Source organism: Pseudomonas sp. Leaf15 (assembly GCF_001421425.1).
GTDB classification, from domain to species: domain Bacteria; phylum Pseudomonadota; class Gammaproteobacteria; order Pseudomonadales; family Pseudomonadaceae; genus Aquipseudomonas; species Aquipseudomonas salomonii.
Window position 1 is genome coordinate 25,314 of sequence record NZ_LMKI01000032.1, and the last position, 17,060, is coordinate 42,373.

At 61.9% G+C, this 17,060-nt stretch carries 14 protein-coding genes; 10 read left to right on the plus strand and 4 right to left on the minus strand.

Translation table 11 applies throughout. From position 1 onward, the window contains the following. Positions 1 to 23 precede the first annotated feature (23 nt). Together ASE80_RS19635 and cueR are read left to right on the plus strand one after the other, a co-directional pair. On the plus strand, positions 24 to 2,225 hold the full coding sequence (locus ASE80_RS19635; protein WP_056860427.1) for a heavy metal translocating P-type ATPase: 2,202 nt from the start codon (positions 24 to 26) through the stop codon (positions 2,223 to 2,225). After that, positions 2,222 to 2,623, plus strand: a complete 402-nt coding sequence (gene cueR / locus ASE80_RS19640; protein ID WP_017134706.1) for a Cu(I)-responsive transcriptional regulator — start codon at positions 2,222 to 2,224, stop codon at positions 2,621 to 2,623. The genes ASE80_RS19635 and cueR overlap by 4 nt, the downstream gene beginning before the upstream one ends. A 156-nt stretch (positions 2,624 to 2,779) precedes the next feature. Here the strand turns inward: cueR and ASE80_RS19645 are convergent, their stop codons facing one another. Together ASE80_RS19645 and ASE80_RS19650 are read right to left on the minus strand one after the other, a co-directional pair. Then, positions 2,780 to 3,676: a PA4780 family RIO1-like protein kinase gene (locus tag ASE80_RS19645; RefSeq protein WP_017134705.1), complete on the minus strand. Its 897-nt coding sequence runs from the start codon at positions 3,674 to 3,676 to the stop codon at positions 2,780 to 2,782. A 134-nt stretch (positions 3,677 to 3,810) separates the two neighbouring features. Next, positions 3,811 to 5,088 (minus strand): acetyl-CoA C-acetyltransferase, encoded by a 1,278-nt coding sequence (locus ASE80_RS19650; protein WP_056860428.1) that lies wholly within the window; start codon positions 5,086 to 5,088, stop codon positions 3,811 to 3,813. 114 nt (positions 5,089 to 5,202) lie between these two features. Here ASE80_RS19650 and ASE80_RS19655 point away from each other — a divergent pair, with 114 nt between their 5' ends. From ASE80_RS19655 to ASE80_RS19675, 4 genes are all read left to right on the plus strand, one after another. Beyond that, positions 5,203 to 6,546, plus strand: a complete 1,344-nt coding sequence (locus ASE80_RS19655) for a 3-oxoacyl-ACP reductase (protein WP_017134703.1) — start codon at positions 5,203 to 5,205, stop codon at positions 6,544 to 6,546. 2 nt (positions 6,547 to 6,548) lie between these two features. Beyond that, positions 6,549 to 7,397 carry a MaoC family dehydratase gene (locus ASE80_RS19660; protein WP_056860429.1) on the plus strand — a complete coding sequence of 283 codons (849 nt, stop codon included), beginning with the start codon at positions 6,549 to 6,551 and terminating at the stop codon, positions 7,395 to 7,397. A gap of 301 nt (positions 7,398 to 7,698) precedes the next feature. Further along, positions 7,699 to 9,426, plus strand: coding sequence for a collagen-like triple helix repeat-containing protein (locus tag ASE80_RS19670; RefSeq protein ID WP_236708855.1), 1,728 nt, complete (start codon positions 7,699 to 7,701; stop codon positions 9,424 to 9,426). A gap of 184 nt (positions 9,427 to 9,610) precedes the next feature. Further along, on the plus strand, positions 9,611 to 11,293 hold the full coding sequence (locus ASE80_RS19675; protein ID WP_056860431.1) for a ShlB/FhaC/HecB family hemolysin secretion/activation protein: 1,683 nt from the start codon (positions 9,611 to 9,613) through the stop codon (positions 11,291 to 11,293). Between the two features lie 151 nt (positions 11,294 to 11,444). Here ASE80_RS19675 and ASE80_RS19680 read toward each other — a convergent pair whose 3' ends face one another. Both ASE80_RS19680 and ASE80_RS19685 read right to left on the minus strand, forming a co-directional pair. Further along, positions 11,445 to 11,852 (minus strand): response regulator, encoded by a 408-nt coding sequence (locus ASE80_RS19680; RefSeq protein WP_056860432.1) that lies wholly within the window; start codon positions 11,850 to 11,852, stop codon positions 11,445 to 11,447. Between the two features lie 59 nt (positions 11,853 to 11,911). Beyond that, positions 11,912 to 12,118: a Flp family type IVb pilin gene (locus ASE80_RS19685; protein WP_056860433.1), complete on the minus strand. Its 207-nt coding sequence runs from the start codon at positions 12,116 to 12,118 to the stop codon at positions 11,912 to 11,914. Positions 12,119 to 12,448: 330 nt separating this feature from the next. On the opposite strand from ASE80_RS19685, the gene cpaB reads away from it, so the two are divergent. Genes cpaB through ASE80_RS19705 form a run of 4 tightly spaced genes read left to right on the plus strand, consistent with a single transcriptional unit; the run spans position 12,449 to position 17,060 of the window. Next, the gene (gene cpaB / locus ASE80_RS19690) at positions 12,449 to 13,375 is read left to right on the plus strand and encodes a Flp pilus assembly protein CpaB (RefSeq protein ID WP_056860434.1); all 927 of its coding nucleotides are present in this window, start codon (positions 12,449 to 12,451) and stop codon (positions 13,373 to 13,375) included. A gap of 15 nt (positions 13,376 to 13,390) precedes the next feature. Next, positions 13,391 to 14,611: a type II and III secretion system protein family protein gene (locus tag ASE80_RS19695; RefSeq protein ID WP_056860435.1), complete on the plus strand. Its 1,221-nt coding sequence runs from the start codon at positions 13,391 to 13,393 to the stop codon at positions 14,609 to 14,611. Next, the gene (locus ASE80_RS19700; RefSeq protein ID WP_056860436.1) at positions 14,608 to 15,801 is read left to right on the plus strand and encodes a pilus assembly protein; all 1,194 of its coding nucleotides are present in this window, start codon (positions 14,608 to 14,610) and stop codon (positions 15,799 to 15,801) included. Before ASE80_RS19695 ends, ASE80_RS19700 begins: the two co-directional genes overlap by 4 nt. Further along, a complete protein-coding gene (locus tag ASE80_RS19705; protein WP_017136720.1) occupies positions 15,798 to 17,060 on the plus strand; it encodes a CpaF family protein in 1,263 nt (420 codons plus the stop codon). Before ASE80_RS19700 ends, ASE80_RS19705 begins: the two co-directional genes overlap by 4 nt.

Sequence of the window (17,060 nt, forward strand, 5' to 3'; positions counted from 1 at the left end):
CAACTTCTCTGGAGGACTGCCCCATGAATGGATCCACCACCTTTGACCTGCCCATCAGCGGCATGACCTGCGCCAGCTGTGCCGGGCGTGTCGAGCGCGCGCTGGGCAAGGTGCCGGGGGTGCAAAGCGTCAGCGTCAACCTGGCCAACGAACGGGCCCACATCGAAGTGCTGGGCCAGATGGACCCCGCCGTGCTGATCGCCGCCGTCGACAAGGCCGGCTACACCGCCACCCTGCCGCAAAGCGAGACCGTCACCGACGCTAAACAGGCCCAGCGTCTGCACCACGAGCGCTGGTCGTTGTTGTTGGCCATCGCGTTGGCGCTGCCATTGGTGCTGCCGATGCTGGTGGAGCCGTTCGGCCTGCACTGGATGCTCCCGGCCTGGGTGCAATTCGCGTTGGCCACTCCGGTGCAATTCATTTTTGGCGCGCGCTTCTATAGAGCGGCCTGGAAAGCCGTGCGCGCCGGCGCCGGCAATATGGACCTGCTGGTGGCCATCGGCACCAGCGCCGGTTATGGCCTGAGCATTTATGAATGGCTCACCGCGCCCGTGGGCACTATGCCGCATCTGTATTTCGAAGCCTCAGCCGTGGTGATCGCCCTGGTGTTGCTGGGCAAATACCTCGAAAGCCGCGCCAAGCGCCAGACCGCAAGCGCCATCCGCGCCCTCGAAGCCCTGCGTCCGGAACGCGCGATTCGCGTGTTTGAAGGCCGTGAAGAAGACGTCGCTATCACCGCGCTGAAGCTCGACGACTTGGTGCTGGTCAAACCCGGCGAGCGCTTCCCGGTGGACGGCGAAGTGGTAGACGGCCAAAGCCATGCCGACGAGGCCTTGATCAGCGGCGAAAGCCTGCCGGTACCGAAACAGCCGGGCGACAAAGTCACCGGCGGCGCCATCAATGGCGAAGGCCGTTTGCTGGTCCGCACCCAGGCGCTGGGCGCAGAGAGCGTGTTGGCGCGGATCATCCGCCTGGTGGAAGACGCCCAGGCCGCCAAAGCACCGATTCAGAAACTGGTGGATAAGGTCAGCCAGGTCTTTGTGCCAGCCGTGTTGGTGCTGGCCTTGGTTACGCTGGTGGGCTGGTGGTTGTACGGCGCCTCGCTGGAAACGGCGATCATCAATGCCGTCGCGGTCCTGGTAATCGCTTGCCCATGCGCCCTGGGCCTGGCCACGCCGACCGCAATCATGGCCGGCACCGGCGTTGCCGCACGCTACGGCATTCTGGTCAAGGACGCCGAAGCACTGGAGCGCGCCCATGCCGTCAGCGCGGTGGTGTTCGACAAGACCGGCACGCTGACCTCCGGCGCGCCAAAAATTGCGCACCTGGCGGCGGTGGATGGCAATGAAGATCTGTTGCTGCAACAGGCCGGCGCCTTGCAACGCGGCAGCGAGCATCCGTTGGCCAAGGCCGTGCTGGAGGCGTGTGGTGAAAAAGGGCTGAATGTGGCGGACGTGAGTGCCAGTCAGTCCCTGACCGGCCGTGGCATTGCCGGTACGCTGGACGGCCGGCAACTGGCCTTGGGCAACCGCCGCATGCTCGAAGAGAACGGCTTGAGCGCAGGTGATCTGGCCGAGTCTGCCAAAACCTGGGAAGCCGAAGGCCGCACCTTGTCGTGGTTGATTGAACAAGGCGCACACCCACGTGTGTTGGGGCTGTTTGCGTTTGGCGACACCCTCAAGCCCGGCGCATTGGACGCCGTGGAACAACTCAAGGCTCAACACATCAGCAGCCATTTGCTCACTGGCGACAATCGCGGCAGTGCCCGCGTGGTAGCCCAGGCGCTGGGCATCGATGATGTACACGCCGAAGTGCTGCCGGCCGACAAGGCCGCCACCGTGGCCGAGTTGAAAAAGACCGGTGTCGTCGCCATGGTCGGCGATGGCATCAACGACGCTCCGGCCCTCGCCGCCGCCGATATCGGCATCGCCATGGGCGGCGGCACCGATGTGGCCATGCACGCCGCCGGTATCACGTTGATGCGCGGCGACCCGCGCCTGGTGCCGGCCGCGCTGGAGATCAGCCGCAAGACCTACGCAAAAATCCGCCAGAACCTGTTCTGGGCCTTTGTGTATAACTTGATCGGCATTCCGCTGGCGGCCTTTGGCCTGCTCAACCCGGTGCTCGCAGGTGCGGCCATGGCCTTGTCCAGCGTCAGCGTGGTGAGTAATGCGTTACTGTTAAAAACCTGGAAACCCAAGGACTACGAGGATCAACGCCCATGAACATCGGCCAGGCCGCCCGCCAGAGCGGGCTGAGCGCCAAGATGATTCGCTACTACGAATCCATCGGCCTGCTCAAAGCCGCGCATCGTACCGACAGCGGCTACCGCGTGTATGGCAGCGATGACTTGCACACGTTGGCGTTTATCAAACGCTCGCGGGATCTGGGGTTTTCACTGGAAGAAGTCGGCAAGCTGCTGACCTTGTGGCAAGACCGCCAGCGGGCCAGCGCCGATGTAAAAGCCCTGGCGCGCCAGCATATCGAGGAGTTGAACCAGAAGATTCTGGAGCTGGGGCAATTGCGCGATACCTTGCAGGACCTGGTGGAACACTGCCAGGGTGACCATCGGCCGGATTGCCCGATTCTCAAGGAGTTGGCGTCGGGCAGCTGTTGCGCCTGATCAATACTTAGCAGGCATACTCAGAACTAAATGTGGGAGCGGACTTGCTCGCGAATGCGTTGTATCAGCCAGTGAATCTGTTGACTGATACTCCGCATTCGCGAGCAAGCCCGCTCCCACATTAGATCTTCATCAAGCCGAAGGATCGTTGTTAGATCACTGCATCCAAGGCGGCGGCGGTTCTTCCGCGGTCTTGCTCGGTGGCGCGTCATCCGCCGCCCGAACCGCTTGCTTGCGCTCTTCATCCAGCCGCGCCGCTTCGATTTCGCGGATCACACCGCCCACGTCCGCCAGCTCTTCCGGCTCGTCAAACTCGCCGGTCAACACGCTGGCCGGGTGCAAGGTGCCGGCTTCGTACAGCGCCCACATTTCCTTGGCGTACTTGGTCTTCTTCAACTCCGGGGCAAAACGCCCGAAGTAGGAAGCCATGTTGCCCACATCCCGCTCCAGCATGCTGAACGCGTGGTTGTTGCCCGCCGCATCCACTGCCTGGGGCAGGTCGATGATCACCGGGCCGGTTGGCGTGAGCAGTACGTTGAACTCGGACAGGTCACCGTGCACCAGGCCGGTACACAGCATCAGCACGATCTGGGAAATCAGGAAGGCGTGGTATTCGCGCGCCTGGTCCGGCTCCAGCGTGACGTCGTTAAGACGCGGCGCTGCATCGCCATACTCGTCGGCCACCAGTTCCATCAGCAGCACGCCTTCCAGGAAGTCGAACGGCTGAGGCACGCGAACGCCCGCGCCGGCGAGGCGGAACAACGCCGCCACTTCGGCGTTTTGCCAAGCGTCTTCGGTTTCTTTCTTGCCGAACTTGGAGCCTTTGGCCATGGCCCGGGCCTGACGGCTGTTGCGGACCTTACGGCCTTCCTGGTATTCGGATGCCTGACGAAAACTTCGTTTATTCGCCTCCTTGTAAACCTTGGCGCAACGCAATTCATTGCCGCAGCGCACCACATAAACAGCTGCTTCTTTACCGCTCATGAGAGGGCGCAGCACTTCGTCGACCAGACCGTCTTCGATCAGGGGTTCAATGCGTTTAGGAGTCTTCATCAGCTTTTATTGTGGGTCCTTTATTACCAAATACGCGTATGGCACTCGTTATACGGCAATCGGCGCGCCGGTGGGAGGGGCTACCGACCTCTGACCACTGAAGAATGCACTCAATATGCCAATTTAGTCGGCAATCAGCGTTCAATGATCGCCGTCACACCCTGACCACCGGCGGCGCAGATCGAAATCAGCCCTCGGCCCTTGCCCGCCGCGTCCAACAGTTTGGCCAGGTTGGCGACGATGCGCCCGCCCGTGGCGGCAAACGGGTGCCCGGCCGCCAATGAACTGCCTTTGACGTTGAGCCGGCTGCGGTCAATGGCGCCCAACGGCGCATCCAGCCCCAGGCGGGTCTTGCAATATTCCGGGTCTTCCCAGGCCTTGAGCGTGCACAACACTTGGGCAGCAAAGGCTTCGTGAATCTCGTAGTAGTCAAAATCCTGGAGGGTCAGGCCATTTCTCGCCAGCAAGCGTGGCACCGCGTACACCGGCGCCATCAGCAGGCCTTCGGCGCCGTTGACGAAATCCACAGCCGCCGCTTCGCCATCGCGCAAGTAAGCCAGAATCGGCAAGCCGCGCTCCTTGGCCCAGGCTTCACTGCCCAGCAGCACCAAGGAGGCGCCGTCGGTGAGTGGCGTGGAGTTACCGGCAGTGAGCGTGCCCTTTTCACTGCGCTCGAACGCGGGTTTAAGGCTGGCGAGTTTTTCCAGGGTGAGGTCGGGGCGCAGGTTGTTGTCGCGGGTGAGGCCCAGAAACGGCGTGAGCAAATCGTTGTGCCAGCCTTCGGCGTAGGACGCGGCCATTTTATGATGGCTTTCCAATGCCAACTGATCCTGCTCGGCGCGCGGGATCTGCCAGGTCTGCGCCATCAGCTCGCAATGCTGGCCCATGGACAGGCCGGTGCGCGGCTCGCCATTGCGCGGCAGCTCCGGCTTAAGGTGATGGGGACGAAGTTGTAACAGGACTTTTAATTTATCCGCCATGGATTTGCTGCGGTTGGCTTGCAGCAAAATTTTGCGCAGGCCCTCATTCACACCAATCGGCGCATCGGAGGTGGTGTCGACGCCACCGGCAATCCCACACTCGATCTGGCCCAGGGCAATCTTGTTGGCCACCAGCAACGCCGCTTCCAGCCCCGTGCCGCACGCCTGCTGAATGTCATAGGCCGGGGTTTGCGGCGACAGGCGCGAGCCCAGCACGCATTCGCGGGTGAGGTTGAAGTCGCGCGAGTGCTTGAGCACCGCCCCGGCCGCCACCTCGCCGATGCGCAGGCCGTGCAGGTTGTAGCGCTCGATCAGGCCTTCGAGGGCAGCGGTGAGCATCGCCTGGTTACTCGCCGTGGCATATGGGCCATTGGAACGGGCGAAGGGGATGCGGTTACCGCCAATGATCGCTACACGGCGCAATTGAGTCATGGAAAGCTCCCTGAAGGTTGTGGGTCGAGTCTTTGAGACTAGCCTAGGCTCAATCGAACGACTTTCACCTATTGATGGTCCACCGTTTGAACCCCAGCACTCGGAGAGCGTTCCATGTCTGACCGTTATATCGACTTCGCCAACTCAAGCCTCGGCCATCGCCTGGTCGCCGCCATTGGCCTGCCGTCACCGGTACGCCTGGAACGCTGGCAGGCCGGACGCCTGCGCCCGGTAGAGGGTGCACTGCTGCTGGGCGGCGGCGCGCTGGCCGCCAAAGTGCAGGTGTTTGCGCACAAATTGACCGACGCGATTTACACCTACGGCGCCGAGTCGTCGACCTGGATCCCGGGCCACGGTCCCAAGCTCAAGGCCGTGGTGTTTGACGCCAGCGACTTGCAGCACACCGACCAGCTCAAGCAACTGCGCGAATTCTTTCAGCCCTTGCTGAAAAATCTCGATCACAGCGCGCATCTGGTGATTCTGGGACGCGCGCCGGAAAGCCTCAGCGATCCGTTTGCCGCCAGTGCTCAGCGGGCCCTCGAAGGGTTCAGCCGCTCACTGGCCAAGGAACTGCGCAGCGGCGGCGTGCTGCAACTGTTGTATGTGGGCGACGGTGCCGAGGATCAGCTGGAAGGTGCGCTGCGTTTCTTCCTGTCGCCGAAAAGTGCGTATATCTCCGGCCAGGTTATTCGCTTGCAAGCCTGCGCCACCCCGGTTGAAGACTGGACGCGCCCGCTGGCTGGGCGCAAGGCGTTGGTAACGGGTGCTGCGCGTGGTATCGGCGCGTCCATTGCCGAAACCCTGGCGCGCGACGGTGCCGAGGTGATAGTGCTGGATGTGCCCCAGGCCAAGGCCGACCTCGAAGCCCTCGCCGCTCGCCTCGGCGCGCGCACCGTGGTGCTGGATATCTGCGCCGAAGACGCCGCCACACAGTTGATCGAACACCTGCCGGACGGCATCGACATCGTGGTGCATAACGCCGGCATCACCCGCGATAAAACCCTGGCCAACATGACGCCGGAATATTGGGACGCCGTACTCGCGGTCAATCTCAATGCGCCGCAAGTATTGACCAAGGCTCTGCTCGACAGCGGCACCCTGCACGACAACGGCCGCGTGGTGCTGCTGGCGTCCATCAGCGGGATTGCCGGTAATCGCGGGCAAACCAACTACGCCGCGAGCAAGGCCGGGCTGATTGGCCTGGCCCAGGCCTGGGCGCCGCTGCTGGGCGAGCGTGGCATCAGCATCAACGCGGTCGCGCCGGGTTTTATCGAAACCCAGATGACCGCGCACATTCCCTTCGCCCTGCGTGAAGCCGGGCGGCGCATGAGTTCATTGGGCCAGGGTGGTTTGCCGCAAGACGTGGCCGAAGCCGTCGCCTGGCTCGGGCAGCCGGGCTCCGGGGCCGTCAGCGGCCAGGCGCTGCGGGTGTGCGGGCAAAGCCTGCTGGGAGCGTGACTATGCAGTGGCAGACATTGGACAGCCCCCCGTTTCTGTTGCCGCTGTATTGGCGCGCGGCGCTCAAGCGCAAGATCAGCGGCAGCACCTTGCCTGATGGCGGATTGCGCTGCCATGTACGCGTGAACCCTGAGCACGTCGCGGCCTATCGCAAGGTCTGCGGGTTTGCCGACAGCCCGGTGCTGCCGGGTACTTATCCGCATATCCTGGCGTTCGGTTTGCAGATGCAATTGCTCACCGACAAACATTTTCCCTTTCCGCTGTTGGGGCTGATTCACCTGAGCAATCGACTCCGCATCCACCGGCCATTGGGCGGCGTGAACAATCTGATAGTCGGCGTATACGCACACAACCTGCAGCCCCACGCCAAGGGTGCGACCTTTGACATTGTGACCACGGTGGAGGACGCGCTGGGGCTGTTGTGGGAAGCCGACAGCCGCATGTTGTGTCGAGGCGTGAAGCTGGACGGCGAAGCGCAAGAGGCGCCTTTATCCATCTGCGGCACTGTCAGCGAAGTCGCGCGCTGGAAGGCGCCCGCCGATATCGGTCGCCACTATGCGCGGGTATCCGGCGACTACAACCCGATCCACCTGAGCGCGCTGACGGCCAAGCTGTTCGGCTTTCCCCAGGCTATCGCCCATGGGCTGTGGAATACCGCGCGCACATTGGCCGCGCTGAATGAGCATTTGCCTGCCGCCAATGTAGAAATAGAAGTCGAGTTCAAAAAACCGGTACGCCTGCCCAGTGAAGTGATATTGCTCAGCAGTGCCGCAGGCTCGAGCGGAGAGTTGCAGTTGAAAGGCACTGGCGATATTCAACATATGCTCGGCAAGTGGCGGCCCATCGCCTGAAAAATGCACATTAATTGTATATATACACCCTAAGTTATAGCGGACGCCTCGGCGTCCGTTTTTTATTCAAACCCATGAATTATAAAATATAAACATCTTGATACATCTCTCGATTACACCCTTGGTATTAGTCATTAAGCCGACCAAGGCCTGGTGTATATAAATCGTTAATACCAAGTTGAGCGTTGCGCGAAAGAGTGCCCGGGTCTGTGATGACAACACGGACAAACGTATCGCTATCCCAAGAAATAGCGAGCGTTTGAAAACAACCAAGGTTGTACAGGTGCAAGGGAACTCAATCATGAAAACTCAAACTCAAGTAGTGCTTTGGAAAGCAAGTACCGCGCTGGCCCTGGTCATGGCGATGAGCCTCGGTGGCTGCAGCAGCGGTGGTGGCGGGCATCACAGTAGCGTGGCAGCCTCTTCGCCTGATGCAGGTGCAGGCGGTGGTACTGGTGGCGGCACAGATGGCGGAACCGGCGGTGGTACTGGCGGCGGCACAGGTGGCGGAACCGGTGGTGGCACTGGCGGCGGTACAGATGGCGGAACCGGTGGTGGCACTGGCGGCGGTACAGATGGCGGAACCGGCGGTGGCACAGGTGGCGGCACTGGCGGCGGAACCGGTGGTGGCACAGGCGGCGGCACTGGCGGTGGCACTGGCGGCGGCACTGGCGGCGGCACTGGCGGTGGCACAGGTGGCGGAACCGGCGGTGGCACAGGTTCGACCACTACACCTCTGGTTACCGGCCAGATTGCCGGCACCCTGGGCGGCACTGTCGGTAACGTAGGCGCAGCAGTCGGTGACCTGGGTTCGACCTTGAACAATGTGCCTGTTGTCGGCACAACGGCAGGCGGCCTGGTCACGGCCACCGGCACTGCGGTCACCAGCATCGGCACTGGCGTCACCAGCGGCCTTGGTTCGCTGGGCACTAACAGCAACTCCCTGGGCATCACTGTCGCAGGTGTCGGTAATGGCGTCGCCGACCTGGGCACTGGTCTGTCGACCACCGGGAAATCGCTGTCGACCACCCTTGGCGGCGTGCCCGTGGTGGGCGGCTTGACCGGTGGCGTAGGCGGCACGGTAGGAGGTGTCGTGGATAAAGTCGGCGAGGCCGTCACCATGCTCGGCAATACCGTCAGCACGGCCAGCACCACTGGCCCATTGGGTTCGTTGACTAACACAGTGGGCGGCAAAGTACTGGTGCCTGTGGTGTCGCTGGTGGAAAACACCACCGGCAACCTCGGCAAGGCCACCGGCCTGGGCACCCCTGTGAATGGGCTGCTGGATAAAGTCGGCAGCACCGTCACTGGCCTGGGCACTCAAGTTGCCGGTGCTGGCGGTACTGGCAACCCTGTTACCACCATCGTCGGCAGCGCGCTGACGGGCGTAGGTGGCACACTGGATAAATCCGGCGGCTATGTGGCTCCAGCCAGCGGCGCCGCAGCGCCCGGTATACCGGAGTTGGTCGGCGGCCTGGTGGCCAACGTGGGTAACGGCCTGAATGCCGGCAACACCAACGGCACTGTGAGTGCTGCCGGTGTTACCGGTGGCGCAGTGGGCAACACAGTCGCCTCGCTCGGCACCGTTATCGGCGGCACTGGCGTCGCCAACACCGCCGCCACGGCGCCGGTCGCAGGCTTGGCCACTAACGTCGGCGCGGCGCTCAACCCAGTAACGTCCGGTGTGGCCACCCTGACCCAAAACGTCGGCACCACCACAGGCGTCGGCGCGCCAGTCAACGGCCTGGTAACCCAAGTCGGCGGTGCGGTGAGCAGTCTCGGCACTAACCTGACCGCCGCCAATGCCAACCCAGTCACCAACGCGGTAGGCACCACCGTCACCACAGTCGGCAACACCGTAGGCTCGGTAGGTGGTTTGGTCACCGGTGGCACCAGTGGCAGTAGCGGTGGTTTGCTCGGCGGCCTCACCGGCGGCACCGGCGCCAGCACATCGGGCAGTGGCACCACAACCACGGGCACAAGCGGCGGTCTGGGCGGTTTGCTGAACGGCCTGACCGGCAAAAAATAAATTGCACCTGGCCGATTAGACGGCCTCCCCTACAGCGCCTACGCTTGGTTGAGACGAGAGACCCTTATAAGTCTCTCGTCTTTTTTATGGGCTGGCCCTGATCAAAAAAACCTCGCCCTCCCGAACCGCGTCCCAGAACCCGGCGGGCCCGAAACGCTGCTGCAGTTTGACCATGGAGTGTCCTATGCGCGTGTTGACGCCGTTGTTATTGCTCACCCTCAGTGCCTACGTTCAGGCCGAGACCCTTCCCAGCTTCCTCAACAGCAACGACACCATCCGCAACCTGCCGGTGCCCAACCTGCCCGCCGATGCTTATCGGCCGAACACACCCCAGACCCAGTTGCCGCAAGCGCCCGCCACCCAGAAACAGCCGTTGCTGATGGACACCAAAGTCACCATCCGCAAGCTGCAGATCGAGGGTGGTACGATCTACCCGCTGGACGAAACGGCCAAGGCCTACGCGACGTTGATTGGCCGTGAGACCAACCTTGCGCAACTGATCGAAGCCACCCGCACGATCACGCGTCGCTACCAGCAGGATGGCTACCTGTTGTCCTACGCGTTCCTGCCGCAACAGACCTTTGAAAACGGCCTGGTGCGCGTGGTATTGGTGGAGGGTTACATCAAGGATTACGAGCAAAGCGGCGACATCGGCTCAGTCTCGGCCTACGTCGACAAGCTGGCTAACAAACTGCTGGCCGAGCGCCCGCTCACGCGCAAAACGTTCGAGCGCTATACCACGCTGATGGGGCGTATTCCCGGCGTGACCCTGCAGGCGCAAGTGCCGCCGCCGGGCACCACCGATGGCGCCACGCACATGAAGATCGAAGCCTCGCGCAAACCGTTTACCACCAGCATGAGCCTGGTCGATAACAACCGTAACGGCACCCAAGCATTGCTCACCGCCACCAGCAATTCCCAGACGTCCATGGGCGAGCAGCTTTACGTCAGCGGCCTGTTCCCGCCGGGTGACGACAAAGAACATTACTACCGCGTGGGCTACAGCCAGTTCATCAATGCCGAGGGCAGCCAGTTGATACTGGGCGCCGAGCGTTATCGCGCCGACCCCAGCAGCAATATCCAGCTGGACGGTGGCTTCGAACTCAAGCCACACCAGTCAATCGACCGCTACACCATCGGCCTCAGCCACCCGCTGATTGCCTCACCCAATGAATCGCTGACCCTGGCCACACGCCTGTATGCCGTGGACCAGACCACGCGCTATCAACTGGTGGGCTACCCCAACCGTTTCGACATCGAAAGCGACCTGCGCGCCCTTGCGTTCGAGGGTGACTGGCGCAAGTCCGATACCCGTCAATTGCGCATCGTCAGCGCCGGCCTGTACCAAGGCATCAACGGCCTGGGGGCCAGAGCTCACAGCGACCTGGGCACGGCGAAACCTGATCTGGACTTCTTCCGCCTGCGCCTCTCCGGGGTGCAGAGCGACAAGTTCTTCGACAACTGGCAAGGCGTGCTTTCGGGTGCGTTCTACTGGAGCGACGCCACATTGCCCGACAGCGAGCGCGCCACCTTCGGCGGGCAGAACTTCGGCCGCGGCTACCCCGATGATCAAGCATCGGGCGACAAGGGCTGGGGCGTGGCGTACGAGGTCAACTACAGCTTCAACCGCGCGGGCGACTGGGTGAAGATCCTGCAACCCTATGTGGTGCTTGACCGCGCCAAGACCTGGTTCAACGAGCTGCCGGTCAAAGGCAACGACATGTCCTCGGCGGCCGTGGGCCTGCGCTTTGGCGATAACAAGTACTACAACATCGCCCTGGAAGCGGCCAAGCCGATGTCGGACATCGCCCTGGACAGCTTTAACCGGCGGCCGCGGTATACCTTGAGTTTCAGTTATCAGTTGTGAGTCTGCGCAATCAAAAAGTGGGAGCTGGCTTGCCTGCGATGGCATCAACCCGGTGCACCTGACGTACCGAGTTGATGCCATCGCAGGCAAGCCAGCTCCCACACAATTGTATTCACCCAACTCCCTGCTACGGGGCTACGGGGCTACGGGGCTACGGGCGAGATTTCTGCAGAGGAAAAAGACTGTTAAGCGTATCAATCAAGCGCACCAGATAAATGGGCTTGCGAAACAGATCCAGCACCTGCAAGCGGAGCATGTCGCTCACATCATCCATCTCGGCATGGCCGGACATCACGATCACCGGCAGGTGTTGGCGATCGGTGTGTTCGCGCAGGCGCTTGATCAGGGAGATGCCACTTTCCTCTGGCATGCGCAGGTCAGTGATGACCAGGGCAATGTCAGGATGCAGGGTCAGCTCCTGCAAAGCGAAAGTCACGGAGTTCGCGGTAAAACAAACGAAGCCCTCGTTCTCCAGCGACTCCGCCAGTTCTACGAGGGCATCTTCTTCGTCGTCCACCAACAGGATCTGCTGGCGATGAGGTTTAGCGGCAGCGTTCATGGGTACGACCTGGCGTTGCCAATCAGTGACGTCTGTACTCACAGCATACTGCCTGAAACTCAACCACCTGTAGCGGCCGGGGAAATCGCGGCCCCAATCCTGGTAAAGAAGGCGGTGATCTGCGGCCCGAGAGTAGTCCCGGCTGCCAATATCACCAACGCAACAATCGCCACGAGAATGAGGTACTCAATCGCGGTCGCACCGTCCTTGCGGTGAAAAAGCGACTGAAGTTGAACGTGAACTTTCATCAACAGATCAAGGATCATAATACGTCTCCTATGGCGGCTGGGCGCCCTAGCTCGGTGCTGCACAGTAATTGCCATGTGCCACCTGAGCATTGTCAACAAACCCCACCCTCACAACTGTAAGAACTGATTAATCACAAAGTAGTGGTCATTTTGCTGGCGCCTGAATCCCTTGTTTTCAAGGCTATCGAGGCTCGCCGCGAAGAAATCTTTCTGTCAGTAATGGCATTTTGTCCTAGCTGAACTACCTTCAAATAGCGAAATAGTTAGTCACTGTTCATAGCAGCCAGGTTGCGGAATTAGCCTGTTCGGATCGACGGGTTTTAGTCCAACAGGAAAAGGAGAGCCGTCATGAACACGCGTCTGAGCATGGTACTGGCCGGTGTGCTTTTGGTCGGTGCGCTGTTTGCAGGTTACTGGGGGTTGGTGCTCAGCCGCGAACCTGCCCCGGCACCGCCACCGCCGCCAACCGCACCCGTCGAAAAAGCCGTCGCCGTGGTAGAGGACCAGACCCGCCAATCGGTGGTGGTACTGGCCCACGATGTCCCGCCCTTTATTGCCTTGACCGCCGCCGACCTGAGCATCGAAAAACTGCGCACGGCGCCAGCTGGCAGCATGACCAGCGTGGACCAGGCCATCGGCCGCACACCGTGGCGCGCCCTGCAGGCCGGCACCTGGCTCAACGACGAAAGTTTCAGCCCCGGTGGCCCACTGGCGCGGATGATCCGCCCCGATGAACGCGCGCTGGCGGTTGCCGTCGATGAAGTGATTGGCGCTGCCGGCCAGTTGAGCCCTGGCGACTATGTGGACGTGCTGCTGTACCTGCGCCAGGACGTCGCCAACGTCGAACAATCCGCCCAAGTGGTGATCCCCGCCATGCGCCTGCTCAGCGTCGGCGATCAAATGGGCCTGACCAACGACGGCGTCCCCGCTTCACCGCCGGCAATGACCGCCGAAGAAAAAGCCCAACGCCATGCGCCCTCTCGCACCGTGGTGCTGGCGGTGCCCGAACAATTGCTGAGCCAACTGATGCTGGCGACCCAGGCCGGCACCTTGCGCCTGGCCGTGCGCAGCGCCGATGAGCGCTTGCTGAGCCACTACTGGGCCGGTGAAAGCGATGCGCCGGGCAAGTTGCAAAGCGCCAACCGCGACCTCTACCAATTCACCCAACTGGCCTTCGTCCAGGCGCCCAAAAAAGTCGCCCAGGGTGGCCCCGCGCGCCGCACCGGTGTCGAGGTGATACGCGGCAATCAAGCCACCCAACAAACACCCGACTGAACAAGGATGCTGTGCATGAACCGACGTTTCGCACCGGTGTTCACGCTGAAAATCGCCTGTGCCCTGATGCTGTCGAACTTGTGTGCGGGGCTCGTTGCAGCCGCGCCGGGCAACTGCGGCAGCCTGGGCCAATTACCCGCAGCGCTCTCCGTGGGCGAGGGCCTGCAACAGGAACTGCAATCCCCCGTCGCTATCACGCGCCTGGCCATTGGCGACCCGAAAATCGCCGACGTACATTTAAACGGTGATCGCGGCTTCCTGCTCACCGGCATCGCCTCCGGCACCACCAGCCTGATGGTCTGGACCGCCTGCTCGAACACGCCGCGCCAGAGCATGGTGTTCGTCATAGGCAAGGCCACCTCGGCATTGACCAGCCTGTCGCTGTCGCCGTCGGACGACCCGACGCTGCCCAGCCAGGTGCAGACCGATATCCGCTTCGTCGAAGTCAGCCGCTCCAAACTCAAGGAAGCCAGCACCAAGATCCTCGGCATCGGCAGCAACTTTTTCCTCGGCAGCCCTAAACTGGTATCCCCGACTGCCGGCACCTTTCGACTGCCGGTGAGCGACAGTAACTTCAATATCGGCTTCGGTGGCGGGCGTGTCTCCGCCATGATCAACGCACTGGAAAGCAGTGGTTTTGCCTACACCCTGGCCCGCCCAAGCCTGGTGGCCTTGAGCGGGCAAAGCGCGACGTTCCTGGCCGGCGGCGAAGTGCCGATCCCGGTACCCAGCAGCGCCAGCAACAACATCTCGATCGAGTACAAGGAATTCGGTATTCGCCTGACACTCACGCCGACAGTGGTCGACCGTAACCGTATTTCTCTCAAGGTGGCGCCGGAAGTCAGCGAACTGGACTACACCAACGCCGTGACCATCCAAGGCATCCAGGTACCGGCGCTGACCATCCGCCGCACCGACACCAGCGTGTCGCTGGCTGACGGTGAAAGTTTCGTGATCAGCGGCCTGATCAGCAGCACCAACACCACCACTATCAGCAAGTTTCCGGGCTTGGGCGATATCCCGATTCTCGGCGCGTTCTTTCGCGATTCCTCGGTCAACCGCCAGGACAAAGAGCTGCTGATGATCGTCACCCCGCACCTGGTGCAGCCGCTGGCCGCCAATGCCCAACTGCCATCGTTGCCCGGCGAGAAGCTGCGCAACTACGACCCGAACTGGTACCGCTTGTACTTCCTGGAAAACGGCAATTTCGACCGACTCAATGGGTTGTCTCAATGAGCGATAGTCTGAGCCAGACGTTTCTGGCAATCACCCGCAACACCACCGACCTGGAATGGCTGCAGGGCGCGCTGGCACCGCTTGGCCAAGTGGTCAGCGCCGGCAGCGGCACCCTCGACGAGTTGCTCGCGCTGGTGGATGTGACCTTCGCCAATCTGGTGTTTATCGGCCTCGACCGCGAACACGTGGTGGCCCAAAGCGCGCTGATCGAAGGCGCGCTGGAGGCCAAACCGATGCTCGCCATCGTCGCCCTCGGCGATGGCATGGACAACCAGTTGGTGCTCAACGCCATGCGCGCCGGCGCCCGCGATTTTGTCGCCTATGGCTCACGCTCCAGCGAAGTCGCCGGGCTGGTGCGCCGTTTGAGCAAACGCCTGCCGCCGGTGGCCACCAACACTCAACTGGGTGGCCTCACCGTGCTCTACGGCACCCAAAGCAACGCCGACGGCGCGCTGCTGACCAGCCACTTGGCGCTGGTGGTGCAAAAGAGCGGCCAGCAAACCCTGTTGCTCGACCTGGGCCTGCCGCGCGGTGACAGCCTGGCGTTGCTGGGGCTGGAAAGCTCGTTCAATTTCGGCGACGCCTTGCGCCACCTCAGGCGCCTGGACACCACCTTGATCAACAGCGCGTTTACCTGCGCTGAAGACGGCCTGCGTATTCTCGCCTACGCCCCCAATGACGAGCCTCTGGAACAGACCAGCGCGGCCGAGCTGTACATGCTGCTCAGTGCCTTGCGCCAACACTTCCAGCATATCGTGGTGAACCTCGCCGGCCAGCCGGACAGCGAAGCGCTGCGCACCTTTGTCAGCCACTGCGACAAGCTGCTGTGGTGCACCGACCAGAGCGTGCTGGACTGCCGTCGCAACCTCGGCGTGCTCAACCAGTGGCGCGAAAAAGGCATGAAGCTGGAACACGCCAAGCTGCTGGTCGACCGCTACATCAAAGGCTGCGCGCCCGACGCAGACGCCCTGAGCAAAAGCTATGGCCTGGAGGTGATCGCGGTGCTGCCGCTGAGCCCGGAGGTGCGCCTGAATGCCAAGAACCAAGGGCAAACCCTGTTCGCCCTGGCCCCACGCGAAACCCTGACCCACAACCTCAAAACCTTGGGCGAGCGCCTGGCAAAGCGCTCCGAAGGCATGAAGCAACCCTCGCACACCTGGTTTGAACGCCTGCTGAGGGCTGGAAAATGAACGGTGAAAAACTCTTCGGCGCCCCCGCCCGCGGCCTGGGTGGCAACACTGACCACGACGGGCTCAAGCTGGTACTGCATCGCTACATCATCGATGCCATCGAAGAGTCGGGGAAAAATTTGCTGGAGGGTTCACGCCCGCTGTTGGCGCAGTTTGTCATCGACAAAGTGGCCGAATACATCAACCGCATGCACCTCGCGATTTCCCGCTATGAGATGGAACGCCTGGCCGAAGAGATCGTCGATGAGCTGACCGGTTTTGGCCCGCTGGAAGTGTTGCTGCGCGATCCGTCCGTAACCGAAATCCTGGTCAACGGCCCGCACCGGGTGTTTATCGAACGTGACGGCTTGCTGCATCAAAGCGACCTGCGCTTTATCGACTCACACCACGTTGAACGCGTGATGCAACGCATCCTCGCACCGTTGGGGCGGCGCCTGGATGAGTCGTCGCCGATGGTCGATGCACGCCTGCCGGATGGCAGCCGGGTCAACGCGATCATCCCGCCGATTGCCCTGGACGGGCCGTGCCTGTCGATTCGTAAGTTCCGCAAGGACATGCTCAAAAGCAGCGACCTGGTGGCAATGCAGACCATCGACCAGAACATCTTTGACTTCTTCCAGGAAGCCGTGGGCAAGCGCTGCAATATCCTGATCAGCGGTGGTACCGGCACCGGTAAAACCACGCTGCTGAACATTCTCAGCCAACTGATCAACCCCCATGAACGCCTGGTCACCATCGAAGACGTGGCCGAGCTGCAACTGGGCCACCCCCACGTGGTGCGCCTGGAAACCCGCCCGCCGAATGCCGAGGGCCACGGCGAGGTCAAGGCCAGCGACCTGATCCGCAACGCCCTGCGGATGCGCCCCGATCGCATCATCCTTGGCGAGATCCGTGGCGTGGAAGTGCTTGATGTACTCACCGCCATGAACACCGGCCACGACGGTTCCATGAGTACCGTGCACGCCAACAACGCCGCCGACGCGCTGCTGCGCCTGGAAACCCTGGTGGGTTTGACCGGCCGCGTGGTGGCGGAGAAAACCCTGCGGCAAATGATCTGCGCGGCGCTCGATGTGGTGATCCAGTTGACGCGCTTGCCGGACGGGCGTCGTTGCGTCAGCGAAGTGGTCGAGGTGGTGGGTATCCGCGAAGACGTGTACGTGACCAATACCCTGTTCCGCCATGACCGGCGCACCGGCTTCGGTTTCTTGCGCGAAGCGGTCAACCCCGCCGGCGATAAACTGCGCCGCGAACCGGCTTAG